The sequence below is a fragment of the Devosia nitrariae genome (assembly GCF_030160115.1).
GTDB lineage: Bacteria > Pseudomonadota > Alphaproteobacteria > Rhizobiales > Devosiaceae > Devosia > Devosia nitrariae.
Map to the genome: position 1 here is coordinate 116,304 of NZ_BSNS01000020.1, position 21,576 is coordinate 137,879.

The 21,576-nt window shown below is 63.7% G+C and carries 25 protein-coding genes; 16 read left to right on the plus strand and 9 right to left on the minus strand.

Annotated features, from left to right (window positions below; genetic code table 11):
• Complete coding sequence (nusB, locus tag QQK18_RS17775; RefSeq protein WP_284341710.1) at positions 1–495, plus strand: transcription antitermination factor NusB; 495 nt, start codon at positions 1–3, stop codon at positions 493–495.
• Positions 496–537: 42 nt separating this feature from the next.
• Complete coding sequence (locus tag QQK18_RS17780; protein WP_284341711.1) at positions 538–1,746, plus strand: MFS transporter; 1,209 nt, start codon at positions 538–540, stop codon at positions 1,744–1,746.
• Between the two features lie 122 nt (positions 1,747–1,868).
• Here the strand turns inward: QQK18_RS17780 and QQK18_RS17785 are convergent, their stop codons facing one another.
• Positions 1,869–2,321 (minus strand): outer membrane protein assembly factor BamE, encoded by a 453-nt coding sequence (locus QQK18_RS17785; RefSeq protein ID WP_284341712.1) that lies wholly within the window; start codon positions 2,319–2,321, stop codon positions 1,869–1,871.
• A 174-nt stretch (positions 2,322–2,495) separates the two neighbouring features.
• Between QQK18_RS17785 and QQK18_RS17790 the strand changes: the two genes are divergently transcribed.
• From QQK18_RS17790 to QQK18_RS17815, 6 genes are all read left to right on the plus strand, one after another.
• Positions 2,496–3,020, plus strand: coding sequence for a ubiquinol-cytochrome C chaperone family protein (locus tag QQK18_RS17790; RefSeq protein ID WP_284341713.1), 525 nt, complete (start codon positions 2,496–2,498; stop codon positions 3,018–3,020).
• Positions 3,020–3,571 (plus strand): YceD family protein, encoded by a 552-nt coding sequence (locus QQK18_RS17795; RefSeq protein WP_284341714.1) that lies wholly within the window; start codon positions 3,020–3,022, stop codon positions 3,569–3,571. Before QQK18_RS17790 ends, QQK18_RS17795 begins: the two co-directional genes overlap by 1 nt.
• A gap of 195 nt (positions 3,572–3,766) precedes the next feature.
• Positions 3,767–4,834 carry a phosphate acyltransferase PlsX gene (gene plsX / locus QQK18_RS17800; RefSeq protein ID WP_284341715.1) on the plus strand — a complete coding sequence of 356 codons (1,068 nt, stop codon included), beginning with the start codon at positions 3,767–3,769 and terminating at the stop codon, positions 4,832–4,834.
• Positions 4,831–5,805: a beta-ketoacyl-ACP synthase III gene (locus QQK18_RS17805; RefSeq protein WP_284341716.1), complete on the plus strand. Its 975-nt coding sequence runs from the start codon at positions 4,831–4,833 to the stop codon at positions 5,803–5,805. The genes plsX and QQK18_RS17805 overlap by 4 nt, the downstream gene beginning before the upstream one ends.
• A gap of 222 nt (positions 5,806–6,027) precedes the next feature.
• Entirely contained in the window at positions 6,028–6,339 is a 312-nt protein-coding gene (locus tag QQK18_RS17810) for an integration host factor subunit alpha (protein ID WP_284341717.1), read from the plus strand.
• An 18-nt stretch (positions 6,340–6,357) separates the two neighbouring features.
• Entirely contained in the window at positions 6,358–6,813 is a 456-nt protein-coding gene (locus tag QQK18_RS17815) for a MerR family transcriptional regulator (protein ID WP_284341718.1), read from the plus strand.
• Positions 6,814–6,849: 36 nt separating this feature from the next.
• Here the strand turns inward: QQK18_RS17815 and QQK18_RS17820 are convergent, their stop codons facing one another.
• Positions 6,850–8,415, minus strand: coding sequence for an MDR family MFS transporter (locus QQK18_RS17820; protein WP_284341719.1), 1,566 nt, complete (start codon positions 8,413–8,415; stop codon positions 6,850–6,852).
• A gap of 141 nt (positions 8,416–8,556) precedes the next feature.
• Between QQK18_RS17820 and QQK18_RS17825 the strand changes: the two genes are divergently transcribed.
• Complete coding sequence (locus QQK18_RS17825) at positions 8,557–9,150, plus strand: MarR family winged helix-turn-helix transcriptional regulator (RefSeq protein WP_284341720.1); 594 nt, start codon at positions 8,557–8,559, stop codon at positions 9,148–9,150.
• 33 nt (positions 9,151–9,183) lie between these two features.
• Here QQK18_RS17825 and purU read toward each other — a convergent pair whose 3' ends face one another.
• From purU to QQK18_RS17850, 5 genes are all read right to left on the minus strand, one after another.
• Positions 9,184–10,086: a formyltetrahydrofolate deformylase gene (gene purU / locus QQK18_RS17830; RefSeq protein ID WP_284341721.1), complete on the minus strand. Its 903-nt coding sequence runs from the start codon at positions 10,084–10,086 to the stop codon at positions 9,184–9,186.
• An 88-nt stretch (positions 10,087–10,174) separates the two neighbouring features.
• The gene (locus QQK18_RS17835) at positions 10,175–10,969 is read right to left on the minus strand and encodes a 3-methyl-2-oxobutanoate hydroxymethyltransferase (protein ID WP_284341722.1); all 795 of its coding nucleotides are present in this window, start codon (positions 10,967–10,969) and stop codon (positions 10,175–10,177) included.
• A 35-nt stretch (positions 10,970–11,004) separates the two neighbouring features.
• A complete protein-coding gene (locus QQK18_RS17840) occupies positions 11,005–12,240 on the minus strand; it encodes an NAD(P)/FAD-dependent oxidoreductase (protein ID WP_284341723.1) in 1,236 nt (411 codons plus the stop codon).
• A 39-nt stretch (positions 12,241–12,279) separates the two neighbouring features.
• Entirely contained in the window at positions 12,280–12,591 is a 312-nt protein-coding gene (locus QQK18_RS17845) for a MocE family 2Fe-2S type ferredoxin (RefSeq protein ID WP_284341724.1), read from the minus strand.
• Positions 12,592–12,605: 14 nt separating this feature from the next.
• Positions 12,606–13,697, minus strand: coding sequence for a fatty acid desaturase family protein (locus QQK18_RS17850; RefSeq protein WP_284341725.1), 1,092 nt, complete (start codon positions 13,695–13,697; stop codon positions 12,606–12,608).
• A 144-nt stretch (positions 13,698–13,841) separates the two neighbouring features.
• On the opposite strand from QQK18_RS17850, the gene QQK18_RS17855 reads away from it, so the two are divergent.
• From QQK18_RS17855 to QQK18_RS27595, 7 genes are all read left to right on the plus strand, one after another.
• Positions 13,842–14,876 (plus strand): LacI family DNA-binding transcriptional regulator, encoded by a 1,035-nt coding sequence (locus QQK18_RS17855; protein ID WP_284341726.1) that lies wholly within the window; start codon positions 13,842–13,844, stop codon positions 14,874–14,876.
• A 242-nt stretch (positions 14,877–15,118) separates the two neighbouring features.
• The gene (locus tag QQK18_RS17860; protein ID WP_284342051.1) at positions 15,119–15,916 is read left to right on the plus strand and encodes a TIM barrel protein; all 798 of its coding nucleotides are present in this window, start codon (positions 15,119–15,121) and stop codon (positions 15,914–15,916) included.
• Positions 15,917–15,992: 76 nt separating this feature from the next.
• The gene (locus QQK18_RS17865) at positions 15,993–16,937 is read left to right on the plus strand and encodes a sugar ABC transporter substrate-binding protein (protein WP_284341727.1); all 945 of its coding nucleotides are present in this window, start codon (positions 15,993–15,995) and stop codon (positions 16,935–16,937) included.
• Between the two features lie 299 nt (positions 16,938–17,236).
• Positions 17,237–18,265 carry an ABC transporter permease gene (locus tag QQK18_RS17870; RefSeq protein WP_284342052.1) on the plus strand — a complete coding sequence of 343 codons (1,029 nt, stop codon included), beginning with the start codon at positions 17,237–17,239 and terminating at the stop codon, positions 18,263–18,265.
• 17 nt (positions 18,266–18,282) lie between these two features.
• The gene (locus tag QQK18_RS17875; RefSeq protein WP_284341728.1) at positions 18,283–19,068 is read left to right on the plus strand and encodes an ATP-binding cassette domain-containing protein; all 786 of its coding nucleotides are present in this window, start codon (positions 18,283–18,285) and stop codon (positions 19,066–19,068) included.
• Between the two features lie 99 nt (positions 19,069–19,167).
• Positions 19,168–20,172, plus strand: a complete 1,005-nt coding sequence (gene iolG / locus QQK18_RS17880) for an inositol 2-dehydrogenase (protein WP_284341729.1) — start codon at positions 19,168–19,170, stop codon at positions 20,170–20,172.
• Positions 20,173–20,194: 22 nt separating this feature from the next.
• Positions 20,195–20,530, plus strand: coding sequence for an AbrB/MazE/SpoVT family DNA-binding domain-containing protein (locus tag QQK18_RS27595; protein WP_379995695.1), 336 nt, complete (start codon positions 20,195–20,197; stop codon positions 20,528–20,530).
• Here QQK18_RS27595 and iolB read toward each other — a convergent pair.
• The gene (gene iolB, locus QQK18_RS17885) at positions 20,516–21,322 is read right to left on the minus strand and encodes a 5-deoxy-glucuronate isomerase (RefSeq protein ID WP_284341730.1); all 807 of its coding nucleotides are present in this window, start codon (positions 21,320–21,322) and stop codon (positions 20,516–20,518) included. The two genes, QQK18_RS27595 and iolB, sit on opposite strands and share 15 nt — an antisense overlap.
• The gene (locus tag QQK18_RS17890) at positions 21,282–21,512 is read right to left on the minus strand and encodes a DUF3329 domain-containing protein (RefSeq protein WP_284341731.1); all 231 of its coding nucleotides are present in this window, start codon (positions 21,510–21,512) and stop codon (positions 21,282–21,284) included. Before QQK18_RS17890 ends, iolB begins: the two co-directional genes overlap by 41 nt.
• Between the last annotated feature and the right edge of the window lie 64 nt (positions 21,513–21,576).

Sequence of the window (21,576 nt, forward strand, 5' to 3'; positions counted from 1 at the left end):
GTGTCCCCCAAAAACCCAGATCCCGCCAAGCGCGATCCCCTGACCATCCGTCCGGCCAATCAGCGCGGCGCGGCGCGCCTCGCCGCCGTCCAGGCGCTCTACCAGATGGATGTCGGTCGCATTACGCTGGAGGAGACACTGGCCCAGTTCGGCGCCTACCGCCTCGGCCGCGAGATCGAGGGCGAGCAGTATCTGCCCGCCGACGCCGACTTCTTCCGCCAGATCGTCAACGGCGTAGCGCGGCACCAGCTCGTTATCGATCCGACCGTCGACAAGGCACTGGCCGACGACTGGCCGGTCGAGCGCGTCGATGCCACTATCCGCGCCATCCTGCGCGCCGCCACCTTCGAGCTCACCCGCCGCAAGGACATTCCGGCCCGCGTCGTCATCACCGAATACGTGGACATCGCCAAGGCCTTCCACGACGACGATGCCGCCGCGCTCGTCAACGCCACGCTCGATGCCATAGCCCGGCGGGCAGGGGCCGAGCTTTAGCGGCAGGGCCAGATGGACGACCAAAAAGCGGAGTCTCCAGCCGTGACTGATATCCTCTCCCGCAGCCGGTCCGTCCGCAACATTGCGCTTCTCTCGGTCGCGCAGGCACTCGGCGGGTCCAGCCAGGCCATCGTCATGTCCATCGCAGCATTGACCGCTGCGTCGATGGCGCCGAGCCGGGCGTTTGCCACGCTACCGGTGACGGCAATGGTCATCGGCCTCGCCTTCGGTACTTCGCCGGCGACCTATCTCGTCCACCGTCTCGGCCGCACCCGCGGCTTCATGCTGGCCGGTATGCTCGCTATCCCGGCAGCGGTCCTCGCCGCATTCGCGGTCGTCATCCAGAATTTCTATCTCTTTTGCGCGGCGCTCTTCGTCATGGGCACCACCGCCGCTGCCTTCCAGCAGATCCGCTTCGCCGCCGCCGACAGTGTCGCCGAGGACATGAAAGGGCCGGCCATTTCCTGGGTCATGTTCGGCGGCGTCGCAGCCGGATTTCTGGGACCGCAACTGAGCAACATCTCGCGCGACTGGGTGCCGGGCGCGCCCTTTGCCGCCGGCTATCTCGTCATGGCCGGGCTCGCTCTTGTTTCCATCGGCGTCCTCAGTCAGACGCGGCTTGCGCCGACCCGTCAGCCGGGTGCCGCCGAGCCGGCGGGTCGGCCGCTCGCTGTGCTCCTGCGCACGTCCGCTATTGTCGTTCCGATAGTTGGCGCCGCCGTCAGCTACGCACTGATGACCCTGATCATGGTCGCGGCGCCCTTGGCCATGGTTTATGTCTGCGGCCATTCGCCGGATGCGGCAAGCGGGGCCATCCAGTGGCATATCGTTGCCATGTTCGCACCGAGCTTCATCACCGGATCGATCATCAAGCGCATCGGTGCGCACTTGACCGCCGCCATCGGCCTCGCACTCATCATCGCCTGTGCGGTGACCACGCTCAACGGCATAACCGTCGCGCACTTCAACGCAGCCCTCATCCTGCTGGGCCTCGGCTGGAATTTGGGCTTCATCGGCTCCACGGCCTTGTTGACTGGCGCCTATCGGCCGCAGGAGGCCGCCCGCGTGCAGGCAGTCAACGAGCAGGTGGTCTTCGGCACCATGGCCGTCGCCTCCATCGGCTCAGGGCTGTTGCTCCAGCTCATCGGCTGGGAGGCGATCAACATCCTCGCCATTCCCGTGGCAGCCTTCGCCATCCTGTTGCTCGGCTGGGGCGATATCGCCCGCCGCCGCCTGCAGCCTGCTGAGTAGGGCACTAGCCGGTGACGCCAGGCGGTCGCTTGAAAGCATCAACCTGAGGGAAGGGGCGTTGAAGGCGCCCGAGCGACGCAAACGCCGCCGGTCAAAATCGGCACTACGCCTTCGATGGTCCGCTACAGTCCCACCGACGACAGCAGCGACTGGATGAACGTGCGATCTTCGCCGAACGAGGGCGTGCGGCGGGTCTCGACGTTGATCACGCGCCCTTCCTCGAGCCCGTAGACCGCCCGTTGCGCGACGCGGCCACGCTCGTCGAAATAGACCGCTAGCACGGTGCGCGATTGCACCATGTTGAGCCCAAACGCCGTGGTGTTGACCTTGGTCTCGACATAGTACCAGGCAGACTGTCCGCTGAACTGGTTGGTGAACTGCGGCGTACCCAGCACGATCCGTACCAGATCCTGGCTCTGGCCGGGTCGGATTTGCGCCAGCGCCGATTCGTCGATCTCATAGCCCTGGGTGCGCTGCGTCACCAGACTGTTGCTGGCCGAGCAGCCGGCGAGCGCGAGGACAATGGCGGCGGCGGCAATCGGCGCGAGACGCCTGGAAACGACGAACAACGGCATGTATTTGACTTTCCCCAAGGCTCTCGACTATAGGCGTGGCGCAACGGCAGCGTTCCGTGTGGAACGGCTCCGGTCGCGGGCATGTGTAGCGGCCAGGACCTCCGATGGCAAGCTGGCCTCGGCCCGAAGGTGCGTCGATGCCGGCCCCACATCGCAACATGCTGAAATCAACCTATGATCCTGTCGCTGTTCCGCAAAAGAACCGATACCGAGTCGGTTTACGCCGTCTATAGCGCCATTGTGGCGCAATCCCGGCAGGCGAGGTTCTATGCCGAGTGGTCGGTGCCCGACACCGTCACCGGGCGCTTCGACATGATCAGCCTGCATCTCGTCTTGCTCTTCCGTCGCCTGCGCGGCGACGATGCGGGACAGCGCGAGTTCGCCCAGGCGGTGTTCGACCTCTTCTTTAAGGATATGGACCGGTCCCTGCGCGAGATGGGCGTCACCGACATCGGCGTACCCAAGAAGATCCAGAAGATGGGCAATTTGTTCTTCGGGCTCCTCGCCGCCATCAATCAGGCCATGGACGCAGGCGATACCACGGCCCTCCGTGCCGTCCTCACCCGCAACATCTTCGATGACGTCGAGACCGAAGACGCCGCGCATCTTGCCGACTATCTCGTCAAAACGGACCGTGCGCTCGCCGCACAACCTGTCGAGGCCATCCGCTCCGGTGTCCTGACGTTCGAGGTGCCCTGATGAGCCGGCCGCTGAGCCCGCTGCTGCCTGACGCAGTTTTGCGCATCGACCAGATTCCCCCTGCCGGACGGACCTTGTCGGTCAAGGCCAACGATGAGGCCCTTGCGCGGCTGACCGAGCGGCTCAAGATCTCGGCCCTTGAACGTCTGACCGCCGAGATCAAGATTAGCCGCTTCCGGGGCGGCCTGCGCGCAGCCGGGCGGATCGAAGCGACAGTGGTGCAACCCTGTGTCGTCACCGCCGAGCGGGTAACCCAGGAGATCGACGAGCCAGTGGACCGCGTTTTCCTGCCCACCTCACAGCGTGCGCGCGGCTCCGAGCCGGGCTCCGAGACGTTTGTCGACCTTGAGGGTGAAGATCCGCCCGACTACTTCGACGGGCCTGAACTGGACCTGACAGAACTGCTGGTCGAAACACTGGCTCTCGCCATCGATCCTTATCCACGCGCGCCAGGTGCGAGCCTGGAATCGCTGGAGTTGGACCCTGACGATGCAGAGACTTCGCCCTTTGCGCGTCTGAAGGGCTTGAAGCCGCGATCGGGCGACGAGTAACCGACCGACCGCGGGCGCGAGCGGCGGGACTTGCGCCAACCCGGCGATGAGTTATGTTCACCGCAGCGTTGCGCAGGGCCATCGGAATCTCGTTTTCGCCGCGTAACGCTAACCTCAAACGGAACCACCGGCCATGCCAACGCCTTGTCCCATGTGGTTTCAACGCCCGAATCTCGGGTTCGATAACAGGCGCAAATGACCGACAGAATTCGCATTTCGGTGGACGCCATGGGTGGCGACAATGGTCCCCGAATCGTCCTTCACGGCGCGCAGCTGGCGCTGCGGGAGCGCAAGAACACGAGCTACATCTTCCACGGCCGCCAGGAGGAGCTTGGCCCGCTTCTCGAGGAATTCGCCGAGCTCAAACCCGTTTCGACCATTCGCCACAGCGACAATGTCATTGCCATGGACGAAAAGCCGAGCCAGGCCTTGCGCAAGGGGCGGGGCAACTCCTCCATGTGGGCGGCGCTGCAGTCGGTCAAGGACGGCGAGGCGGACGTTTGCATCTCCGGGGGTAACACCGGCGCCCTGATGGCCATGGCCACCATGTGCCTGCGCCCGATCGAGGGCATTTCCCGCCCAGGTATCGCCGCTATCTGGCCGACTCTGCGGTCCGATATCATCGTGCTCGACGTTGGCGCCACCATCGGCGCGGACGCCCAGCAGCTTGTCGATTTCTCCATCCTGGGCGCCGCCCTGGCGCGCGCCCTTTTCGATGATGAGCAGCCTGTCGTCGGCCTCCTCAATGTCGGCACTGAGGAGGTAAAGGGCCTCGATTCGATCCGGGAGGCGGCTCGCCTGCTGTCCGTGGCTAGCGGCGCGGGCTTTCGCTACCACGGGTTCGTCGAGGGCGACGATATCGGCAAGGGCACCGTCGACGTCGTCGTGACCGAAGGGTTCGTCGGCAATATCGCCTTGAAGACCGCCGAGGGCACCGCCCGTCAGGTCGGCAGCTACGTGCGCAATGCGCTCAAGGCCAATTTCCTGTCCAGGGTCGGCGCGCTGCTCGCTGGCCAGGCGCTCGATGCGCTCCGGCGCAAGCTCGATCCGCGCACCGTAAACGGCGGGGTTTTCCTCGGGCTCAACGGCATCGTCATCAAATCGCATGGCGGCACCGACGAAATCGGTTACAAGAGCGCCCTCGGCCTTGCCTACGAAATGGCGCGCAGCCGCCTCATCGACAAGATCGATGAGGGTCTACGCCAGTTTCCGGTCAAGCCTGCGACGCCCGTAGAAAATCAACCGGAGGCAAAACCGGCGTGAAAACGCGTACTATAATCCGCGGTGTCGGCGGGTATCTTCCGGAGAAAGTCCTCACCAACGACGACCTGGCCAGGATGGTCGACACCTCGGACGAGTGGATCGTCCAGCGTGTCGGCATTCGCGAGCGCCATATCGCGGCCGAAGGCGAGATGACCTCGGACCTTGCCGTCCATGCTGCGCGCGCCGCCATGGCCCAGGCCGGTGTCGGTCCCGAGGACATCGACCTGATCGTCGTGGCCACGACAACGCCCGACTATACCTTTCCGGCCGCCGCGGCCATGGTGCAGATGAAGCTCGGCATCCACCACGGCGCTGCCTTCGACATCCAGGCCGTGTGCTCGGGCTTTGTCTATGCCGTTGCCGTCGTCGATAGTTACCTGAAGAACGGTCTTGCCCGGCGCGCCCTCGTCATCGGTGCCGAAACCTTCTCGCGCCTTCTCGACTGGACCGACCGGTCGACTTGCGTACTGTTCGGCGACGGCGCCGGCGCCGCTGTCCTCGAGCGCGTCGAGATCGCCGACGGCGAGGCGGACCGGGGGGTTCTCTCCTCAGCCCTGCGCTCGGACGGCCACCACTGGGATAAGCTCTATGTCGACGGCGGCCCGTCTTCGACGGGTGTTGCCGGTCACGTTAAGATGCAGGGTCCCGAGGTCTTCCGCCACGCTGTCGGCAAGATCACCGACGTGGTGCAATCCTCGCTTGATCAGGCGGGCGTGACCGTCGACGACCTCGATTGGTTCGTGCCGCACCAAGCCAACAGGCGGATCATCGACGGCGCAGGAGTCAAGCTTGGCCTACCACCCGAGAAGGTTATCGTGACCGTCGACCGGCACGCCAACACCTCGGCCGCCTCCGTGCCTCTGGCGCTGAGTGTCGCCGTTGCCGATGGCCGCATCAAGCGCGGTGATCTGGTGATGCTCGAGGCCATGGGCGGAGGTTTCACCTGGGGCGCATCGCTCATCCGCTGGTGAGCTTGTCCACCGGTTGATCCGGTGCGCTCGGTAAGGCCATCTCGCGCATTGACCTTAGCCGTTTCAAGGCGTTAGTCTCTCTACGGGTTGAGGAAACGCCAACAAGGTCCCGCCGTGCGGGCCTTAGCGACGTCGAGATCGTGCCGACAACAAAGATGGCCCGGCAGCCGATCCACGGTGCCGTGGACCGTGCATTGGCCTTGTGGCGAAGCGGGGGTGCGAATGGCTCAGAAGACGGTGACTCGGGCGGATTTGGCCGAAGTCGTTTATGGCACGGTCGGCCTTTCCAGAACCGAATCGGCGGAGCTCGTCGAGCGCGTGCTCGATCTCATCAGCGATGCTCTGGTGCGGGGGGAAAACGTCAAACTGTCGTCCTTCGGCTCCTTTCAAGTCCGCTCCAAGAACCAGCGGATCGGGCGGAATCCCAAGACTGGTGAGGAGGTTCCGATCCTCCCGCGTCAGGTCCTTGTGTTCAAACCCAGCAATGTGTTGAAATCCAAGATCAACAAATCTATGGTTCGCACTGGAAAATAAAGCATTCTGGAGTGCGGTTTGGACAAGTCCCCCGACGCCTTCCGGACGATCTCCGAGGCCGCTGAAGAGCTTGACCTTCCCCAGCACGTGCTGCGTTTCTGGGAGACTCGCTTTTCGACGATCAAGCCGCTGAAGCGGGGCGGTGGGCGGCGCTACTACCGCCCCGACGACGTGATGCTTTTGAAGGGTATCCGTCACCTGCTCTACGATCAGGGCTTCACTATCAAAGGCGTGCAGCGCATCCTCAAGGATCAGGGGCCGCGTTACGTCATCGCGGTCGGCGAAGGCAAGCCCGTCGAGGAACTCTTGCCCATGATCGAGCAGGCACAGGCAGTCGGCGACGAAGCCGAGCTCGAGGAGGCGCGCTTGACCGCCAGCGCCGGACTCGACACCGAAGCGCGCGACAAGCTCTCGGACGTCCTCAAGGAGCTCCTCGACTGCAAGCGCATCCTGGAGCGCGCCCGCGAAACATAAGAGCGGGATGCGAAAATCCCGCTCTAGCACATTTGCTTATTCGCCTGCCGGCACCGTGGCCGGAGTGCGCTCTGACGGCTTCTCGCCCGCCGGCTCTTTGTGACGTCCCTCGAGCTTGACGTTGGGCAACAGCAGTGCGCAGACGAATCCCACTGCAAAGAGCGCGGCCCCGAAATAAAACACGGTGCCGAACGCGGTGGTGAAAACCTCGACCACCTCGCTTGCCGCCGCCGAAGGCAGAGTGGCGATCGCCGCCGGCGTCATGTCCGTCATCGGTCCGGGCATGGCTGCAAGTGTTGCGGCCGAGATCGTTTCCTGGCCGCGCATCAGCGCCGCGGTCAGTAATCCGCCATTGGCCGCAAGCCCGAGCGAGGCGCCGATCATGCGGGCAAGCGTGATGGTGCCGGTCGCCGCCCCGACGTCGCGCATCGGCGCGGCCGCCTGCACTGCCGTCATCAGCGTCTGCATCTGCAGTCCGATAGCCGTTGAAAAGAAGAACATCAGAACGCCGATCACCCAGAGGGGGGTCGATGCATGGACCATGCTGAACCCGATCAGCACAACGGCACCGAGCGCCATCGAGGCAATGGGGAATACCTTGTAGCGTCCCGATCGCGAGACCAAATAGCCCGAGCCGATCGAGGCGATGAGCGAGCCGATCGAGGAGGGCAGGAAGAGGAGTCCGGCCAGTGCAGGCGGCAGCCCTGTCACGGTCTGCAGGAACAGCGCGAAATAGTTGAGCATGCCGAGCGTTGCGACGCCCGAGACCACCGAGATGATCAGCGCCAGAGAGATGCTGCGGTTGGCAAACAGATGCAGCGGCACCATTGGCTCGTCTGCCTTCCGTTCGACCATCACGAACCCGGTGAGCGCCGCGAGCACGACAGCCGGCAGCAGATAACTCATGACGCCGCCATAACCGCCGCCGAGTGCCTCCTCGGCCCAGAACACCGTCGCCGTCACGGCGGCCGCCAGCAGGAATCCACCCGGATAGTCGATGCTGGGTTTGCGCCCGGTGTCGAAATTGGGCATGGCCCAGATCAGAACGGCAATGACGCCGATGCCGATCGGCAGGTTGATCAGGAAAATGTATTCCCAACCGACAGTCTGGCTGATGACGCCGCCCGCCACCGGCCCAACAAGGCTTGCAACCGTGAACACGGCCGAGCTCATACCCTGGTACTTTGCCCGTTCGCGTGGCTCGAAGAGGTCGGCGAGGATGCCGAAGGCAGAGGTCATCAGTCCACCCCCGCCAAGGCCCTGCAACACGCGGGCGGCGATCAGGGACTCCATGGACCAGGCGAGGCCGCAGGCGAGCGAGCCCACGACGAAGAGGACGATGGCGACCATGAACACGCGTTTGCGCCCGAACAGGTCACCGAGCTTGCCGTAGAAGGGCGTCACCGCTGCCGTCGCCAGGAGATACGCGGCGCCCACCCAGCCGAAGAGCTCGAGCTTGCCGAGGTCGGCAGCGATGGTAGGCAATGCCGTCGCCACGATCTGCGCATCGAGGACCCCCATGAAGAGGCCGACGAGCAGGGCGATGTAGATCGTCATTTTGCGGGAATGGGAAAGGCCTTGCGAGGCAACCATATCGGTCATGACAAACTCTTTAATGGATGGTCGCGCGAAAATGTGCTAGAGGCAATTATATGTCAATAGCACATATTATCAAACCTGCGCCTGCCTGGCTTTGAGCCGCTCCGCTTTGCAGCACGACAAAGAGTTGATATGAGCCGCTTCATGAGCAAGGACAACACCGCCAGGGAAAAAAAGCCGGACGATCGGCTCCGGGACCACCATCTCCTGCAGCTCACCGATCACGGCATGTCGCGGCGGGCGGCCGAGGCCGTCGTCACCATCGACACGATCATGGGCAATATTCGCCGGTCCATGGCCCGGCGCGAGCTGATGCGGATGGCCATGCGCGACCTGGAGCTCGATCTGGATCCGGGTGTCTTCGACGTCATGTCGATCGTTGAATCCTGCAGCGGCAGCGAGCATGAGGTGACGGTCGGTACCGTCGCCGAACGCCTCAATGTCGATCCCTCCCGCGCCAGCCGTATCGTTGCCGACGCGGTCGAGGCCGGCGTCGTCCGGCGCGTCGCCTCACAGGCCGATGCCCGACGCATCTGCCTCGAACTGACCGATGTTGGTCGCCGCCATGCTCTTGCGGTGCGCAAATACAAGTGGCGCCGCTTCGCCGACGCCCTTGGCGATTGGCCTGAGGACGAGCTCGTCGAGTTCGCCCGACTCTTTGCCAAATTCAGCAGCTGGGTGGCGGATGCCGACGCCAAGCATACGAAGGCCGTGGAAGCCGAGCGCGACAAGGACTAAGTGCGCGTCCTCGGGTTCGACGCTCGACTGCGCCTACCCGAACACCACCGTCTTGTGCCCGTTGAGCATCACCCGGCTTTCAAGGTGGAGCTTGACGGCTCGTGCCAGCACCCGGCTCTCGATATCGCGTCCTGCCGCGATCAGGTCGTCCGGGCTCATCGAATGCGTCACCCGTGCCGTTTCCTGCTCGATGATCGGCCCCTCGTCGAGGGCGGCCGTCACGTAGTGTGCCGTCGCCCCGATGAGCTTGACCCCACGCTCGTGCGCCTGATGGTAGGGCTTGGCGCCCTTGAAGCTCGGCAGGAACGAGTGATGGATGTTGATTGCCTTGCCGAAGAGCCGGTTCGAGAGATTGTCGGAAAGCACCTGCATATAGCGCGCGAGCACCACCAGGTCCGCACCCGTCTCTTTGACCAGGTCGATGACCTTGCCTTCCTGCTCGGCCTTGTTGTCCTTGGTCACCGGCCAGAGGTGGAAGGGAATCTCCTCGGCTTTGGCGATCCGCTCGGCATCGGCGTGGTTGGAGATGATCGCGGCCACCTCTGCGTCGAGCCAGCCGACACGGATCTGATAGAGCAGATGCAGCAGCGCATGGTCGAACTTGGAGACCATGATGATCATCTTGGGCTTGGTGGCCTGATCGGCGATGGCCGTCTTCATGCCGAACCGTTCGACGGCGGGCTTCAACGCCCGCTCAATGTTCTCGCGACCGATCCCCGCCGGCATGGTGAAGGCAATGCGCATGAAGAACATGCCGGTTTGCCGGTCCCAGAACTGGTTGCTTTCGGCGATGTTGCCGCCGAGCGCCGCCAGCTCCGTGGTAATGGCCGCGACGATCCCCGGTCGGTCCGCGCATGAGAGCGTCAGCACATAGGTCGGTTGCTTGAGGGCCGTTTCCGGCGGGTTCGCCTGCACTTGTGCCGCTGCATTGCTCATCTTGTGTCCTCGATAGTCCTGTACGAAATCCATCCCGCCCGGCGAGCAAGCGCACCGACATGACGCGGTTCGACGTGTTGCGTCTGCTCTAGCCGATTTCGACGAGGAACGCCTCCAGTTCCTCGGCCTCGATCGCTACTTCGTGCCGCGCCTCGGGATAAGCTCCCCCGCGCACATCGGCAACATATTCAGTGAACGCCGCGATTCGCTCGGCCTGCAGCCGTTCGTACTCGGCCGCGAAATTGCGGTAAACCTTGGCGTGACGCGGCACGTGTCCTCTATTGCTGCCGACGACGTCCGTTGCAAAGAGATATTGCGCGTCGCACCCGGCGCCTGCGCCCATCGAGATCATGACGAGGGACGTGCGCTGGCTGATCGCCGCGGCGACGGGGCTCGGCACCACCTCTATCTCGGCCGCAAAGGCTCCCGCTTCCTCGAGCGCCTTGACCTGCTGCCAAACGAGCATGGCGGTTTCGGCCGTCTTGCCCACCGCCTTGAACCCGCCCGTCCAGGTGCGCTGCGACGGGATCAGGCCCGAATGACCGCAGACGGGGATACCTTCCTCGCGCAGCCGCCGCACGGTCTTGTAGCTCGCGGCGCAGTAGACCGCGTCGGCGCTGGCCTTGAGCACCTGGAACGCGCCGCGCAGATAATCTTCGGCGGTGACGAAGTCGCCGTATTCGAGGCCCGGAACTGCAAAGCAATTCGGCGCCGCGTCCCGAAAGTCGGGTCGCAGGACCAGGGCAGGGGGCACCGAGATCATGTCGACCCCAGCCTTCTCGGCCGCCTCGGCCTCCTCCATCGTCTCGACCCGGAGCATGGTGAGTTGCCTTACGCCCTTCAACGCCCGGATGTCAGCTACCGTCGGCCGTGTGCGACCCATGATGTTCTCCAGTCCCCGGATGTAGTCGATTGTTATTACGCCGCCAGCAGGCCCTTCAGCCGCACACCGGCATCTCCCAGGGCCGTCGGATCCGGCCGTGCGCCGCGCCCGATCAGCATCTCGGCAAGCCGGATGTCCTTTGCCACCGCATTGCCCGGGCCGATGCCGCTCGCCGCCACCAGCCGCCCGTCTGTCGCCAGATGGAAGTGGATCGTCGCGCCGTCCCCTAGCGCTCGCGTCACCGTCTCGTGCCCTTCATCGACAAGTCCCGTTATCTGCAGGGTCAGCTCGTATTGGTCCGACCAGAACCAGGGCACGCTCGCGATCGCCTCATTGGTGCCCATCATGTTGCGGGCGACGAGGTTCCCCTGGTCCTGCGCATTGCGCCAGCTTTCGAGCCGCACGCGTCTGCCGCCATAAATCGGCAACGGATAGGAGCAGCAGTCACCCGCCGCGAAGATGTCGGGGTCGCTGGTGCGCAACATCTCGTCGACCGCAATGCCATTCTCGACGACAAGTCCCGCCGCTTCCGCCGGCCCGGTCACCGGCACCGCCCCGATGCCCACGACGATGAGGTCGGCGGCGATCTCGTTTCCGCTCGTCAATACGACCTGCGTGCCTGCCGCGTCGCACCGCAACTCCGCGATCCCATCTCCGAACATCATCCGCACGCCATGGGTTCGGTGCTCGTCCTCTACACGCCGCGCCAGGCTTTCCGGCACCCCCCGCGTCAAGAGCCGCGGCAAAGCCTCGATCAGCGTCACCTCCGCCCCGCGCCGGCGCGCGCTCGACGCCAGCTCCAGTCCAATGAACCCGCCGCCGATGATGGCGACATGCGCGCCGCCTTCGATCCGCGAGCGGATCGCCAGTGCGTCGTCATAGGTCCTGAGATAGGCGATCGATGCCGCATCCGCCCCTGGCACCGGCAGCCGGCGGGGCACGCAGCCCGTCGCCAGCAGCAGCCTGTCGTAGCCGAGCGTCTCCTCGCCCGAAAGCACAAGGCGCTTGTTCGGCCGGTCGATCGCCGTCACCCAGGTGCCGCCGCAAAAACTGATGTCCGCTTCTGTCAGCCGCTCGGTCGAGGCAATGGTCTTGGGAAGCGGGGTTTCCAGGCCCGCCATCGCCTGCTTGGAAAGCGGTGGGCGCTCATAGGGCAGGTACGTTTCCGCCCCGATCAGCGTCACGGCGCCGGCAAAGCCCTGCTCACGCAGCGCCAACGCCGCCCGTGCACCGCATTCTCCGGCGCCGACGATCACGAAACGCTCGCTCACGGCTGTCTCCTCCCGACGGTCTTGCGACAACTCAAACCCCTAAACCGCGACGAAAACCGCCCCATCCTCGACCTTGACCGGATAGGTCTTGAGGTTGATGCAGGCGGGCGCGCCCTTGGCCTCGCCGGTCTTGTAGTTGAAACGCCCGTTGTGCTTGGGGCACTCGATGATCTCGTCCATCACCAGTCCGTCAGCGAGGCAAATATGTTCATGCGTGCAGAGGCCTTCGGTGGCGAAATACTCGTCCTCGGGGCTGCGGTAGATGGCGAACACGCGCCCGCCATGGTCGAAGCGGATCACGTCCTCTTCCTCGATATTGTCGGCGGCGCACGCTTCGATCCAGTTCGCCATTGCAGTCACTCCTCTTACTCGGCCGCCTGCGGGGCAGGGTCCGCGTGCAGTTCGTCCCTGTAGGGTTTGGCCGTCGGCGGCAGTTCGCGCTTGAGGTAATAGTCCTCGTAGCGCAGCTGGCGCAGGAAAGCCGGGATCATCTCGCGGTACCCGTCGATGATCGAAGTGTTGGGCGCCGGCAGGTCGTGCTTGATGAGCGCGTGCAACCGCGGCAGCGCGTGGTAGGGCACCATGGGGAACATGTGGTGTTCGACATGGTAGTTCATGTTCCAGTAGATGAAGCGGCTGATCGGGTTCATGTGGACCGTGCGGCTGTTGAGCCGGTGGTCGGTGACGTTGTCCGCCAACCCGCCGTGCTGCAGCAGGCCTGTCATCACCGCGTGCCAGGCGCCGTAGAAACGCGGCAGGCCGATCAGCATCAGCGGCAGGATCGAGCCGAGCCAGATCGAAAGCGCGATTGTCGTTGCATAGATGGCAACCCATATCCGCGCCACGCGCACGACCTTGGCTTGCTCCATCTCGGGGATGAAGGTCTTCTCCTCGGCCGAAACGATTCCCGCTGCGTTGCGTCCCATGTCGATCACGGCATGCCAGACATCGAGGATGCCGAAGAAATTGAGGATTACCCGCGCAAGATCGGGCGGCCGCATTACCGCGATCTCCGGATCGCGTCCGACGATGATGGTGTCGGTGTGGTGCCGTGCGTGGCTCCAGCGCCAGGTGACGGGATTGCGCATCATCATGAACGAGGCGATCTGGTACACGACGTCGTTCATCCAGCGCGTCTTGAACGCCGTGCCGTGCCCGCATTCGTGCCAGCGCGAGTCTCCGGCCGAGCCGTAGAGTACGCCATAGGCGAGGAATACCGGCACCGCCCACCACGTGCCCCAGAGCGCAATGCCCGATGCGCCGAGCACGACGAGCGAGCCGAGCCAGATGACGGTGTCGCGCATGGCCGGGCCGTCGGTGCGCTTCATCAGCTCCTTCATCTGCTTGCGTTCGATGTCGGTGTGGTACCACTCGGCGGCCGCCAGGCCATTCTCCACGGCCGCCTGCGCGTCGCGCCCGATGAGGCTGTAGTCTCGTTTGCTGGCAACGGTACTCATGGTCCTCCTCCGGTGACGGTGCGCAACCATCCATTCGATTGCTAAGCCACATTGCCGCGCCGAGGCAATGTGGCTATGATAATTTCTATCAAAACCCTCAGAACGTCAGCATCATTCTGATGGAGTCCGTCAGGGAAGGGAACAATGGCCAGACGCCCCACCGTCGCCGATCTTGCACGCGAGGCCGGGGTGAGCGTTGCCACCGTCGATCGGGTGCTCAATGCCCGCCTGCCGGTACGCCCGCAGACGGCCCACCGCGTCTACGAGGCAGCCGAGGCGATCGGCTATCACGGGCTCGGGCTCATCCGCCGGCGCGCTGAGGAAGCGCTGCCGCTCTACCGTTTCGGTTTCCTGCTCCAGCGCCCTGATCAGCTCTTCTATCAGGACTTCGCCCGCGCCCTCGATCAGGCGACGCTCGTGCCACATGCCGACTTCCGCGCCCAGCCCACGATACGGTTTCTGCCGTCGCAGAAGCCGTCGGACATCGTCGCCAACCTCGGGGAGTTGGCGCCGCATGTCGATACGATCGGCATGGTGGCGATCGACCATCCGGCCGTGACCGCGGCCGTCGCAGACGTCGAAGCCTCCGGAAAACCGGTCTTTTCCCTGCTCTCGGACTTCGCCACGGGTGTCCGCCGCGGCTATATCGGCACAAATAACCGCAAGGTCGGCCGCACTGCCGGCTGGCTGGTGGCCAAGGCCGCGCCGACCGCCGGAAAGGTTGCTGTTTTCGTCGGCAGCCATCGCTTCCATGGCCACGAAATGCGCGAGATAGGCTTCCGCTCCTATCTGCGAGAGGCCGCTCCGGACCTTGCCATAATCGACACGCAGGTCTCACTCGAGGATGCCGGTCTCGCCCACGAGGCGACGCTCGACATCCTGCGGCGCTACCCTGATCTCGTCGCGATCTATCTCGCCGGTGGCGGTACCGAGGGCGTCATATCGGCCCTGCGCGAGGAGAGCATGGCCGGTCGCGTTGTGCTGGTGTGCAACGAGATCAATCCCGTGACCCATGCCGCGCTCGCCGACAATATCGCGACCGCCTTGATTGCCACGCCCTTGGCGGCCCTCTCCCAGGCACTTGTCGATTTGATGGCCGGCGCGCTCGCCCGCCCGCAAGCCGAGTCCGTCGGCCAGACCTTTCTGCCGTTTGACATATTCGTATCTGAAAACATTTGAACGGGAGACCGCTCGATCGATCAGGTCGTCTTTTTGTAACGTTGCAGCGCCCATTTGTTCCGCAGATTTCTCGCGAACTGCCCGCTCGTGCTCGAATTTTGGAACGAAAATTCCGCATTGACAAATAAACGGAACCTGTGTTTCATTTACTCAAGAAAGGGATCGGACCTGTGCAAAAGGCCCGGCGCGACAGGGAGACAGCGACGTTGAACGACCGGCCCATTCGCTTTGCGTTGAACCACATGGTGGCGCCGCAGTTGTCCCTGCCGGAGTTCTTCGCCCTCGCGCGCAATCTCGGCATGTCGTCGGTCGAGATCCGCAACGATATCGCCGGCCAGGCGATCCTCGACGGCACGCCGGCTTCGACGGTGCGTCGATGGTCCGCTGATGAAGGCGTTGACATAATTTCCATCAATGCCCTGCAAAAATTCAATCATTGGTCAGCTGATCGCGCCAGCGAGGCCGAGGCGCTTGCCGACTATGCCGCCAAATGCGGCGCAAGGGCGCTGGTGCTTGTCGCCGCCAATGACGGCACACGCATGGCCGATGCCGAACGCGTGGCCAATGCGACCGAGTCTCTCGTTGGGCTGAAGCCGATCCTGGCATCTCGCGGCCTTGCTGGCTTCGTCGAGTGCCTTGGTTTCGAGGCCTGCTCGCTGCGTCGCAAGTCCGAGGCTGTTTCCGCCATAAGGGCAGCAGACGGGGCCGGGGTGTTCACCCTGACCCATGACACGTTCCATCATTATCTGGCGGGCGAAGCCGCGATGTTCCCGGACAGGACAGGTCTCGTCCATATCTCCGGCGTCGACCATCCGGAGGTCGCTGTTTCCGACATGCGCGATGCCCACCGCCTGCTGGTTGGACCCGCTGACCGGCTCGGCAATCTCGATCAGATCGCCGCCTTGCGCGCCGCCGGCTGCGACGCGATCCTGTCATTCGAGCCTTTTGCGGAGGAGCTGCGCGCTCTTGCCGATCCGGCCGCCGCCATAAGGCGGAGTGCCGACTACATCATCGAGGGCCTCGCGCGCCGCGCGGCCTGAACCAGAATTCCCGTTTCAGGGAACATTCCGGAAAAAGGGGGTGCCGCCGGACGCCCGCTCTGTGGAGGAGAAAGCAATGAAGAAGTTCGTATTGGCCGGCCTTGCCGCGACCTTGATGACCGGTTCGGCCGCTGCCGAGACCATCGGCGTTTCGATGGCGCTCTTCGACGACAACTTCCTGACCGTCCTGCGCAACGGCATTCAGACCTATGCCGATAGCCTCGACGACGTCGACGTGCAGATCGAGGACGCCCAGAACGACGTTGGCAAGCAGCTCAACCAGATCCAGAACTTCGTCGCCTCTGGCGTCGACGCCATCATCGTCAATCCCGTCGATACCGATGCCACCGAAGCCATGAGCGCGCTCGCCGATCAGGCCGGCATCCCGCTGGTTTATGTCAATCGCCAGCCGGTCAACCTCGAGAACCTGCCCGACAACCAGGCGTTCGTTGCCTCCAATGAGGTGGATTCGGGTACCCTCGAAACCCAGGAGGTCTGCCGCCTGCTGCAGGAGGCCGGCAAGGGCGAGGGCGCCAGAATCGTGGTGCTGATGGGTGAGCTCTCAAACCAGGCTGCCCGGCAGCGCACCCAGGACGTCCACGACGTCATCGCCACCGATGAATGCTCTTTCATCGAGATCGTCGAGGAGCAGACCGCCAACTGGCAGCGTACCCAGGCTGCCGACCTTATGACCAACTGGCTCTCGGCCGGCATCGAGTTCGACGCCGTCGTCTCCAACAATGACGAGATGGCCATCGGAGCCATCCAATCGCTGAAGGCGGCTGGCGTATCGATGGAAGAGATGATCGTGGGCGGGGTCGACGCCACTCAGGATGCACTTGCGGCCATGCAGGCCGGAGACCTTGACGTCACCGTCTTTCAGAACGCGGCCGGTCAGGGCCAAGGCTCGGTCGACGCCGCCCTTGCCCTCGCCCGTGGCGAGGAAGTCGATCGCGAGGTGTGGATCCCGTTCGAACTGGTGACGCCCGAGAACATGGACCAGTACATGTCGGCCAACTGATCGGCCGATGGACGCAGCGCCCACGGGCACTGCGGATACCAGCGATGGCGGCGGTTCCGCCGCCATCCACCAGAGCGTTTTCAGCAAAAGTGGACACCACTTTTGCGGTTCGAAAGCGCGACAATTCAAATAGCGTAGAGCACCGTTCCGATTGATCGAAACGGGGAAGGTCGAAGTTGCAGTCCGCCCCGTGAACCTGTTCGCGCGGGATGTCATCCGGGCGTAAGATAGGATCCCGAGCCTGTGCCGCCATGCACGGGCCACCTTGCAGAACGGGGCCACGGGCCCGAAGGGGGGAGATCATGGCACAAGTCGCTACAACCGGCACAACCGCGTCATTGCCGGACAAGTCCCGGCCTCAATGGCCGGCCGAGTTCAACGTCTTCATCGGGTTGATCCTCATCGCCCTGGTCTTCGAGGCGCTCGGCTGGATTTTCCAGGGCCATAGCTTCCTCCTCAACTTTCAGCGCTTGTCGATCATGGTGCTGCAGGTGTCGATCGTCGGCATCATCGCCGTTGGCGTGACCCAGGTCATCATCACCGGTGGCATCGATCTTTCGTCGGGATCGCTCGTCGGGGCAACCGCCATGATCGCGATGAGCCTGGCGCAGGTGTCGACCTATGAGCGCGCCGTCTTTCCTGCGCTGACCGATCTACCCGTCATCGTCCCCGTCGGCGTCGGGCTTCTCTGCGGCCTTGCCGCTGGCTTCGTCAACGGCGCCCTCATCGCCTACACCAAGATTCCGCCCTTCATCGCTACACTCGGAATGATGGTCACCGCCCGCGGCTTTGCCAAGTGGTACACAAAGGGCCAGCCGGTCTCGTTCCCGACCGACGATTTCGCCGCTATCGGCGCCGGCATGAACCCAGTGCTGATCTTCATCGCGGTCGCGGTGCTGTTCTCGCTTATCCTGCGCTTCACCGTCTACGGCCGGCGCACTTACGCTATCGGCTCCAACGAGCAGGCCGCCCGCGTCTCGGGCATCAATGTCGAGCACCACCTGATGCTGGTTTATGGCATCGCCGGTGGTCTGGCCGCGCTCGCAGGCATCGTGCTTGCCGCCCGTGGCCTCACGGCCCAGGCCGGCGCCGGCGTGATGTACGAACTCGATGCCATCGCCATGGCCGTCATCGGCGGCACCTCGCTTTCGGGCGGGCGCGGCTCGATCATCGGCACCACCCTCGGCATGCTGATCTTCGGCGTCATCATCTCCGGCTTCACCTTCCTGAGGCTCGATGCCTACTACCAGGAGATGATCAAGGGCGCGATCATCGTCATAGCCGTCGTGCAGGACGTCTACCGCCAGCGCATGCGCGGCCGGATCTGATCAAGGAGGAGGCGATAATGTCCGCTGACGACGGCAGGATCATCCTGCAGACCGAAGCCCTCACCAAGCACTATGGCGGCGTACACGCCCTCGATGATGCCAATTTCATATTGCGCGATGGCGAACATGTCGCCATCGTCGGCGACAACGGCGCCGGCAAGTCGACTTTCGTGCGCCAGATCACCGGCGTCGAGCAGCCGACCTCGGGCAAGATCTTCTTCGATGGTGAAGAGGTCTCCTTCAAGAACCCGATCGAGGCGCGCGACCACGGCATCGAAACAGTGTTCCAGAACCTGGCCCTGGCCGACGATCTGGACGTGCCGTCCAACCTCTTCCTTGGGCGTGAGGAGACCTATTTCAACCTCGGCCCGTTCTCGATCCTCAACGAGCGCTCCATGGGCCAGAAGGCGCTGAGCGCCTTGAAGACCACGGGCGTGAAGATTCCCGATCTCAAGAACAAGATCCGCAACATGTCGGGCGGTCAGCGGCAATGCGTCGCGATCAGCCGTGCAGCAACCTTTGCCTCCAAGCTCATCATTATGGACGAGCCCACCGCTGCGCTCGGCGTACAGGAGACCGCCCAGGTCGAGAACATCATCCGCGGCCTCAAGGAGCGTGGTATTCCGCTTATCCTCGTCAGCCACAATTTGCGGCAGGTGCTCGATCTCGTCGATCGCATCTGGGTCTGGCGCCGCGGCAAGATCGTCGGTGCGGTCGATCGCGACAAGACCGACGGCAACGAGATCGTCTCGCTGATCACTGGCGTCAAATCCGGTGTCGACGAGGAAGCGGCGTTCGTTTAGCTGAGATCCATCTCTCCCGATCGAGGGTCGTCAGGTTTCACCTCCCACCTCCGGGCCGCTTACGAGCGGCCTCCTTTTTGTAAAAAAGAGAGGACTAATATGACTGTACGCTTCGGCCTCCTCGGCGCCGGTCGCATCGGCAAGGTGCATGCGAGGGCCGTTTCCGGCAACCCAAAGGCAAAGCTCGTCGCCGTCGCCGACGCCTTCGAGCAGGCCGCCAACGACATCTCGACCGCCTATGGATGCGAGGTGCGCACGATCGACGAGATCCTGGCGGCCAACGACATCGACGCCGTCGTCATCTGCACCCCCACCGACACCCACGCCGACCTCATTGAGGCCTTCGCCAGGGCCGGCAAGGCGATCTTCTGCGAAAAGCCAATCGACCTCGATGTCGCCCGGGTCAAGGCGTGCCTCGAGACAGTAGCCGAGACCAACGCCACTCTCATGGTCGGCTTCAACCGCCGCTTCGATCCGCATTTCATGGCGGTGCGCGCCGCAATCGATGCCGGCGACATCGGTGATGTGGAAATGGTCACCATCGTCTCGCGCGATCCGGGTCCGCCGCCTGTCGACTACATCAAGCGCTCGGGCGGCATCTTCCGCGACATGACCATCCACGATTTCGACATGGCGCGCTTCCTTTTGGGCGAAGACATCGAGACCGTCACCGCCCACGCGTCCGTCCTCGTCGACCAGGCCATCGGCGACGCTGGCGACTACGACAGCGCCAGCGTTATCCTCACCACCGCCTCGGGCAGGCACGCCACCATCTCCAACTCACGCCGCGCCACCTATGGCTACGACCAGCGCATCGAGGTGCACGGCTCCAAGGGCTCCGCTGCCGCCGAAAACCAGCGCCCCGTCTCGATCGAGATCGCCACGGCCAAGGGCTACACCCGGCCGCCGCTGCACGATTTCTTCATGACCCGCTACACCGAGGCTTATGCCAACGAAATCAGGACTTTCATCGAGGCCGTTGAATCAAAGTCCAAACCGTCTCCGAGCGGGCAGGATGGCCTCATCGCCCTTGCCTTGGCTGAAGCGGCGCTGAAATCCGTCGCCGAGGGCAGGGCGGTCAAGGTGAGCCAGATCGTCGGCTGATTTTGAACGTCAGAGGCTCCGGATGTATACTGGCCGAGTGTACATCCGGAGGTGTCGCGTGAAGGTCGCCAAATGGGGCAACAGCCTCACCGTTCGCATCCCTGCCGATGTCGCGCGTACGCTCCAGCTTCGGGTGGGTGACGAGGTAACCGTTCAAATCACGGCAAATGTTCGAGTCGCCGGTAAGGATACGACCGCGATCGAAAGGATACGAGCCGCGAGGAACTCATTGCGCGAATCCGCGCTTTGCAACGTCCCGTGCCCAAGGGCTGGAAATTCGGGCGCGCCGATTTGTACGAAGACTGAAGGATCGTCTGTCGGTCCTCAACCCCTTCCGCTGATTTCAGGGTTGCAGTAGCCACTCGTGCTCGGGCGCGTTGTGGAACTTCCACGTCCGGTGCGGTCCGGCCATCACGTTGAGATAGTAGCAGTCGTAGCCTGCGACTGCCGCCACCGGGTGATATCCCCTGGGCACGAGCGATACGTCGCCGTCCTCGACGGCCATGGCAACGTCAAGGCTCCTGTCGTCCGTGTAGACCCGCTGCATGGCGAACCCCTGCGGCGGGTTGAACCGGTGATAGTAGGTCTCCTCCAGCAGGCTCTCGTGCGGCAGGTTGTCCACGTCGTGCTTGTGCGGCGGGTAGGACGAGGTGTTCCCCCCGGGAGTGATCACCTCCACCACCAGCAGTGAATGGGCCGGATCGGTTTCGGGCAGGATGTTGGTTACGTAGCGTGTATTGGCGCCTTTGCCTCGAGTAATCTGCGGGCTGGTCCCGGGCGCGATGACGCGCGCCGTGTAAACACCACGCACCCCCGGCGCCGCGCAGGCGGCAAGCTCGAGCGCGGTCGTCGCTTCCGCCCGCCAGGTCGCGCCCGCCGGCACATAAACGGCATAGGGCTCGCCCTCGAAGGGGCTCATGCGCGCGCCGAGCTCGCCGAAATCCTGGCCGTCGACGGTGATCCGGGCCTTGCCCGACACCAGCACCAGGCAGACCTCCTTGTCGCTCGTCTCGGCCTCAGCCATGTCGCCGGCATTGAGCCGGTAGAGCTTGAAGCCGACATAGGTCCAGCCTGCGTTCTCCGGCGTCACATCGTGTACGAGGCCCTGGTCACCCTTCGGGCGGAGGCGGAGGTTGGGTGTCGTTGCCATCTTCGGGTTCCTCCTTGGGAAAGGCGTAGAAGAAGTTGTAAGCCGCATAGGCCAGCAATGCCGCAGTCAGCACGCCCCAGAACGGGTCCTGGTTGAAGACCCATTCCCAAACGCACCAGACCGCGACGATCCCGGTGATGAGCACCCGCCGCCACAGCGGACGGAACCAGTTGACATCATTCGCTTTCAAACAGACTGCCTCCCTGAGGAGCCCTCTGGGCTCTTGATGAGGACATAGTCCATCGCGCCGCGTG

What these genes read in the sequence shown, in the direction of transcription:
- QQK18_RS17785 (WP_284341712.1), bottom strand. Translation starts at nt 2,321, where the DNA reads ATGCCGTTGTTCGTCGTTTCCAGGCGTCTCGCGCCGATTGCCGCCGCC.
- QQK18_RS17790 (WP_284341713.1), top strand. Translation starts at nt 2,496, where the DNA reads ATGATCCTGTCGCTGTTCCGCAAAAGAACCGATACCGAGTCGGTTTAC.
- QQK18_RS17795 (WP_284341714.1), top strand. Translation starts at nt 3,020, where the DNA reads ATGAGCCGGCCGCTGAGCCCGCTGCTGCCTGACGCAGTTTTGCGCATC.
- plsX (WP_284341715.1), top strand. Translation starts at nt 3,767, where the DNA reads ATGACCGACAGAATTCGCATTTCGGTGGACGCCATGGGTGGCGACAAT.
- QQK18_RS17810 (WP_284341717.1), top strand. Translation starts at nt 6,028, where the DNA reads ATGGCTCAGAAGACGGTGACTCGGGCGGATTTGGCCGAAGTCGTTTAT.
- QQK18_RS17820 (WP_284341719.1), bottom strand. Translation starts at nt 8,415, where the DNA reads ATGACCGATATGGTTGCCTCGCAAGGCCTTTCCCATTCCCGCAAAATG.
- QQK18_RS17825 (WP_284341720.1), top strand. Translation starts at nt 8,557, where the DNA reads ATGAGCAAGGACAACACCGCCAGGGAAAAAAAGCCGGACGATCGGCTC.
- purU (WP_284341721.1), bottom strand. Translation starts at nt 10,086, where the DNA reads ATGAGCAATGCAGCGGCACAAGTGCAGGCGAACCCGCCGGAAACGGCC.
- QQK18_RS17835 (WP_284341722.1), bottom strand. Translation starts at nt 10,969, where the DNA reads ATGGGTCGCACACGGCCGACGGTAGCTGACATCCGGGCGTTGAAGGGC.
- QQK18_RS17845 (WP_284341724.1), bottom strand. Translation starts at nt 12,591, where the DNA reads ATGGCGAACTGGATCGAAGCGTGCGCCGCCGACAATATCGAGGAAGAG.
- QQK18_RS17850 (WP_284341725.1), bottom strand. Translation starts at nt 13,697, where the DNA reads ATGAGTACCGTTGCCAGCAAACGAGACTACAGCCTCATCGGGCGCGAC.
- QQK18_RS17855 (WP_284341726.1), top strand. Translation starts at nt 13,842, where the DNA reads ATGGCCAGACGCCCCACCGTCGCCGATCTTGCACGCGAGGCCGGGGTG.
- QQK18_RS17860 (WP_284342051.1), top strand. Translation starts at nt 15,119, where the DNA reads ATGGTGGCGCCGCAGTTGTCCCTGCCGGAGTTCTTCGCCCTCGCGCGC.
- QQK18_RS17865 (WP_284341727.1), top strand. Translation starts at nt 15,993, where the DNA reads ATGAAGAAGTTCGTATTGGCCGGCCTTGCCGCGACCTTGATGACCGGT.
- QQK18_RS17875 (WP_284341728.1), top strand. Translation starts at nt 18,283, where the DNA reads ATGTCCGCTGACGACGGCAGGATCATCCTGCAGACCGAAGCCCTCACC.
- iolG (WP_284341729.1), top strand. Translation starts at nt 19,168, where the DNA reads ATGACTGTACGCTTCGGCCTCCTCGGCGCCGGTCGCATCGGCAAGGTG.
- QQK18_RS27595 (WP_379995695.1), top strand. Translation starts at nt 20,195, where the DNA reads ATGTATACTGGCCGAGTGTACATCCGGAGGTGTCGCGTGAAGGTCGCC.
- iolB (WP_284341730.1), bottom strand. Translation starts at nt 21,322, where the DNA reads ATGGCAACGACACCCAACCTCCGCCTCCGCCCGAAGGGTGACCAGGGC.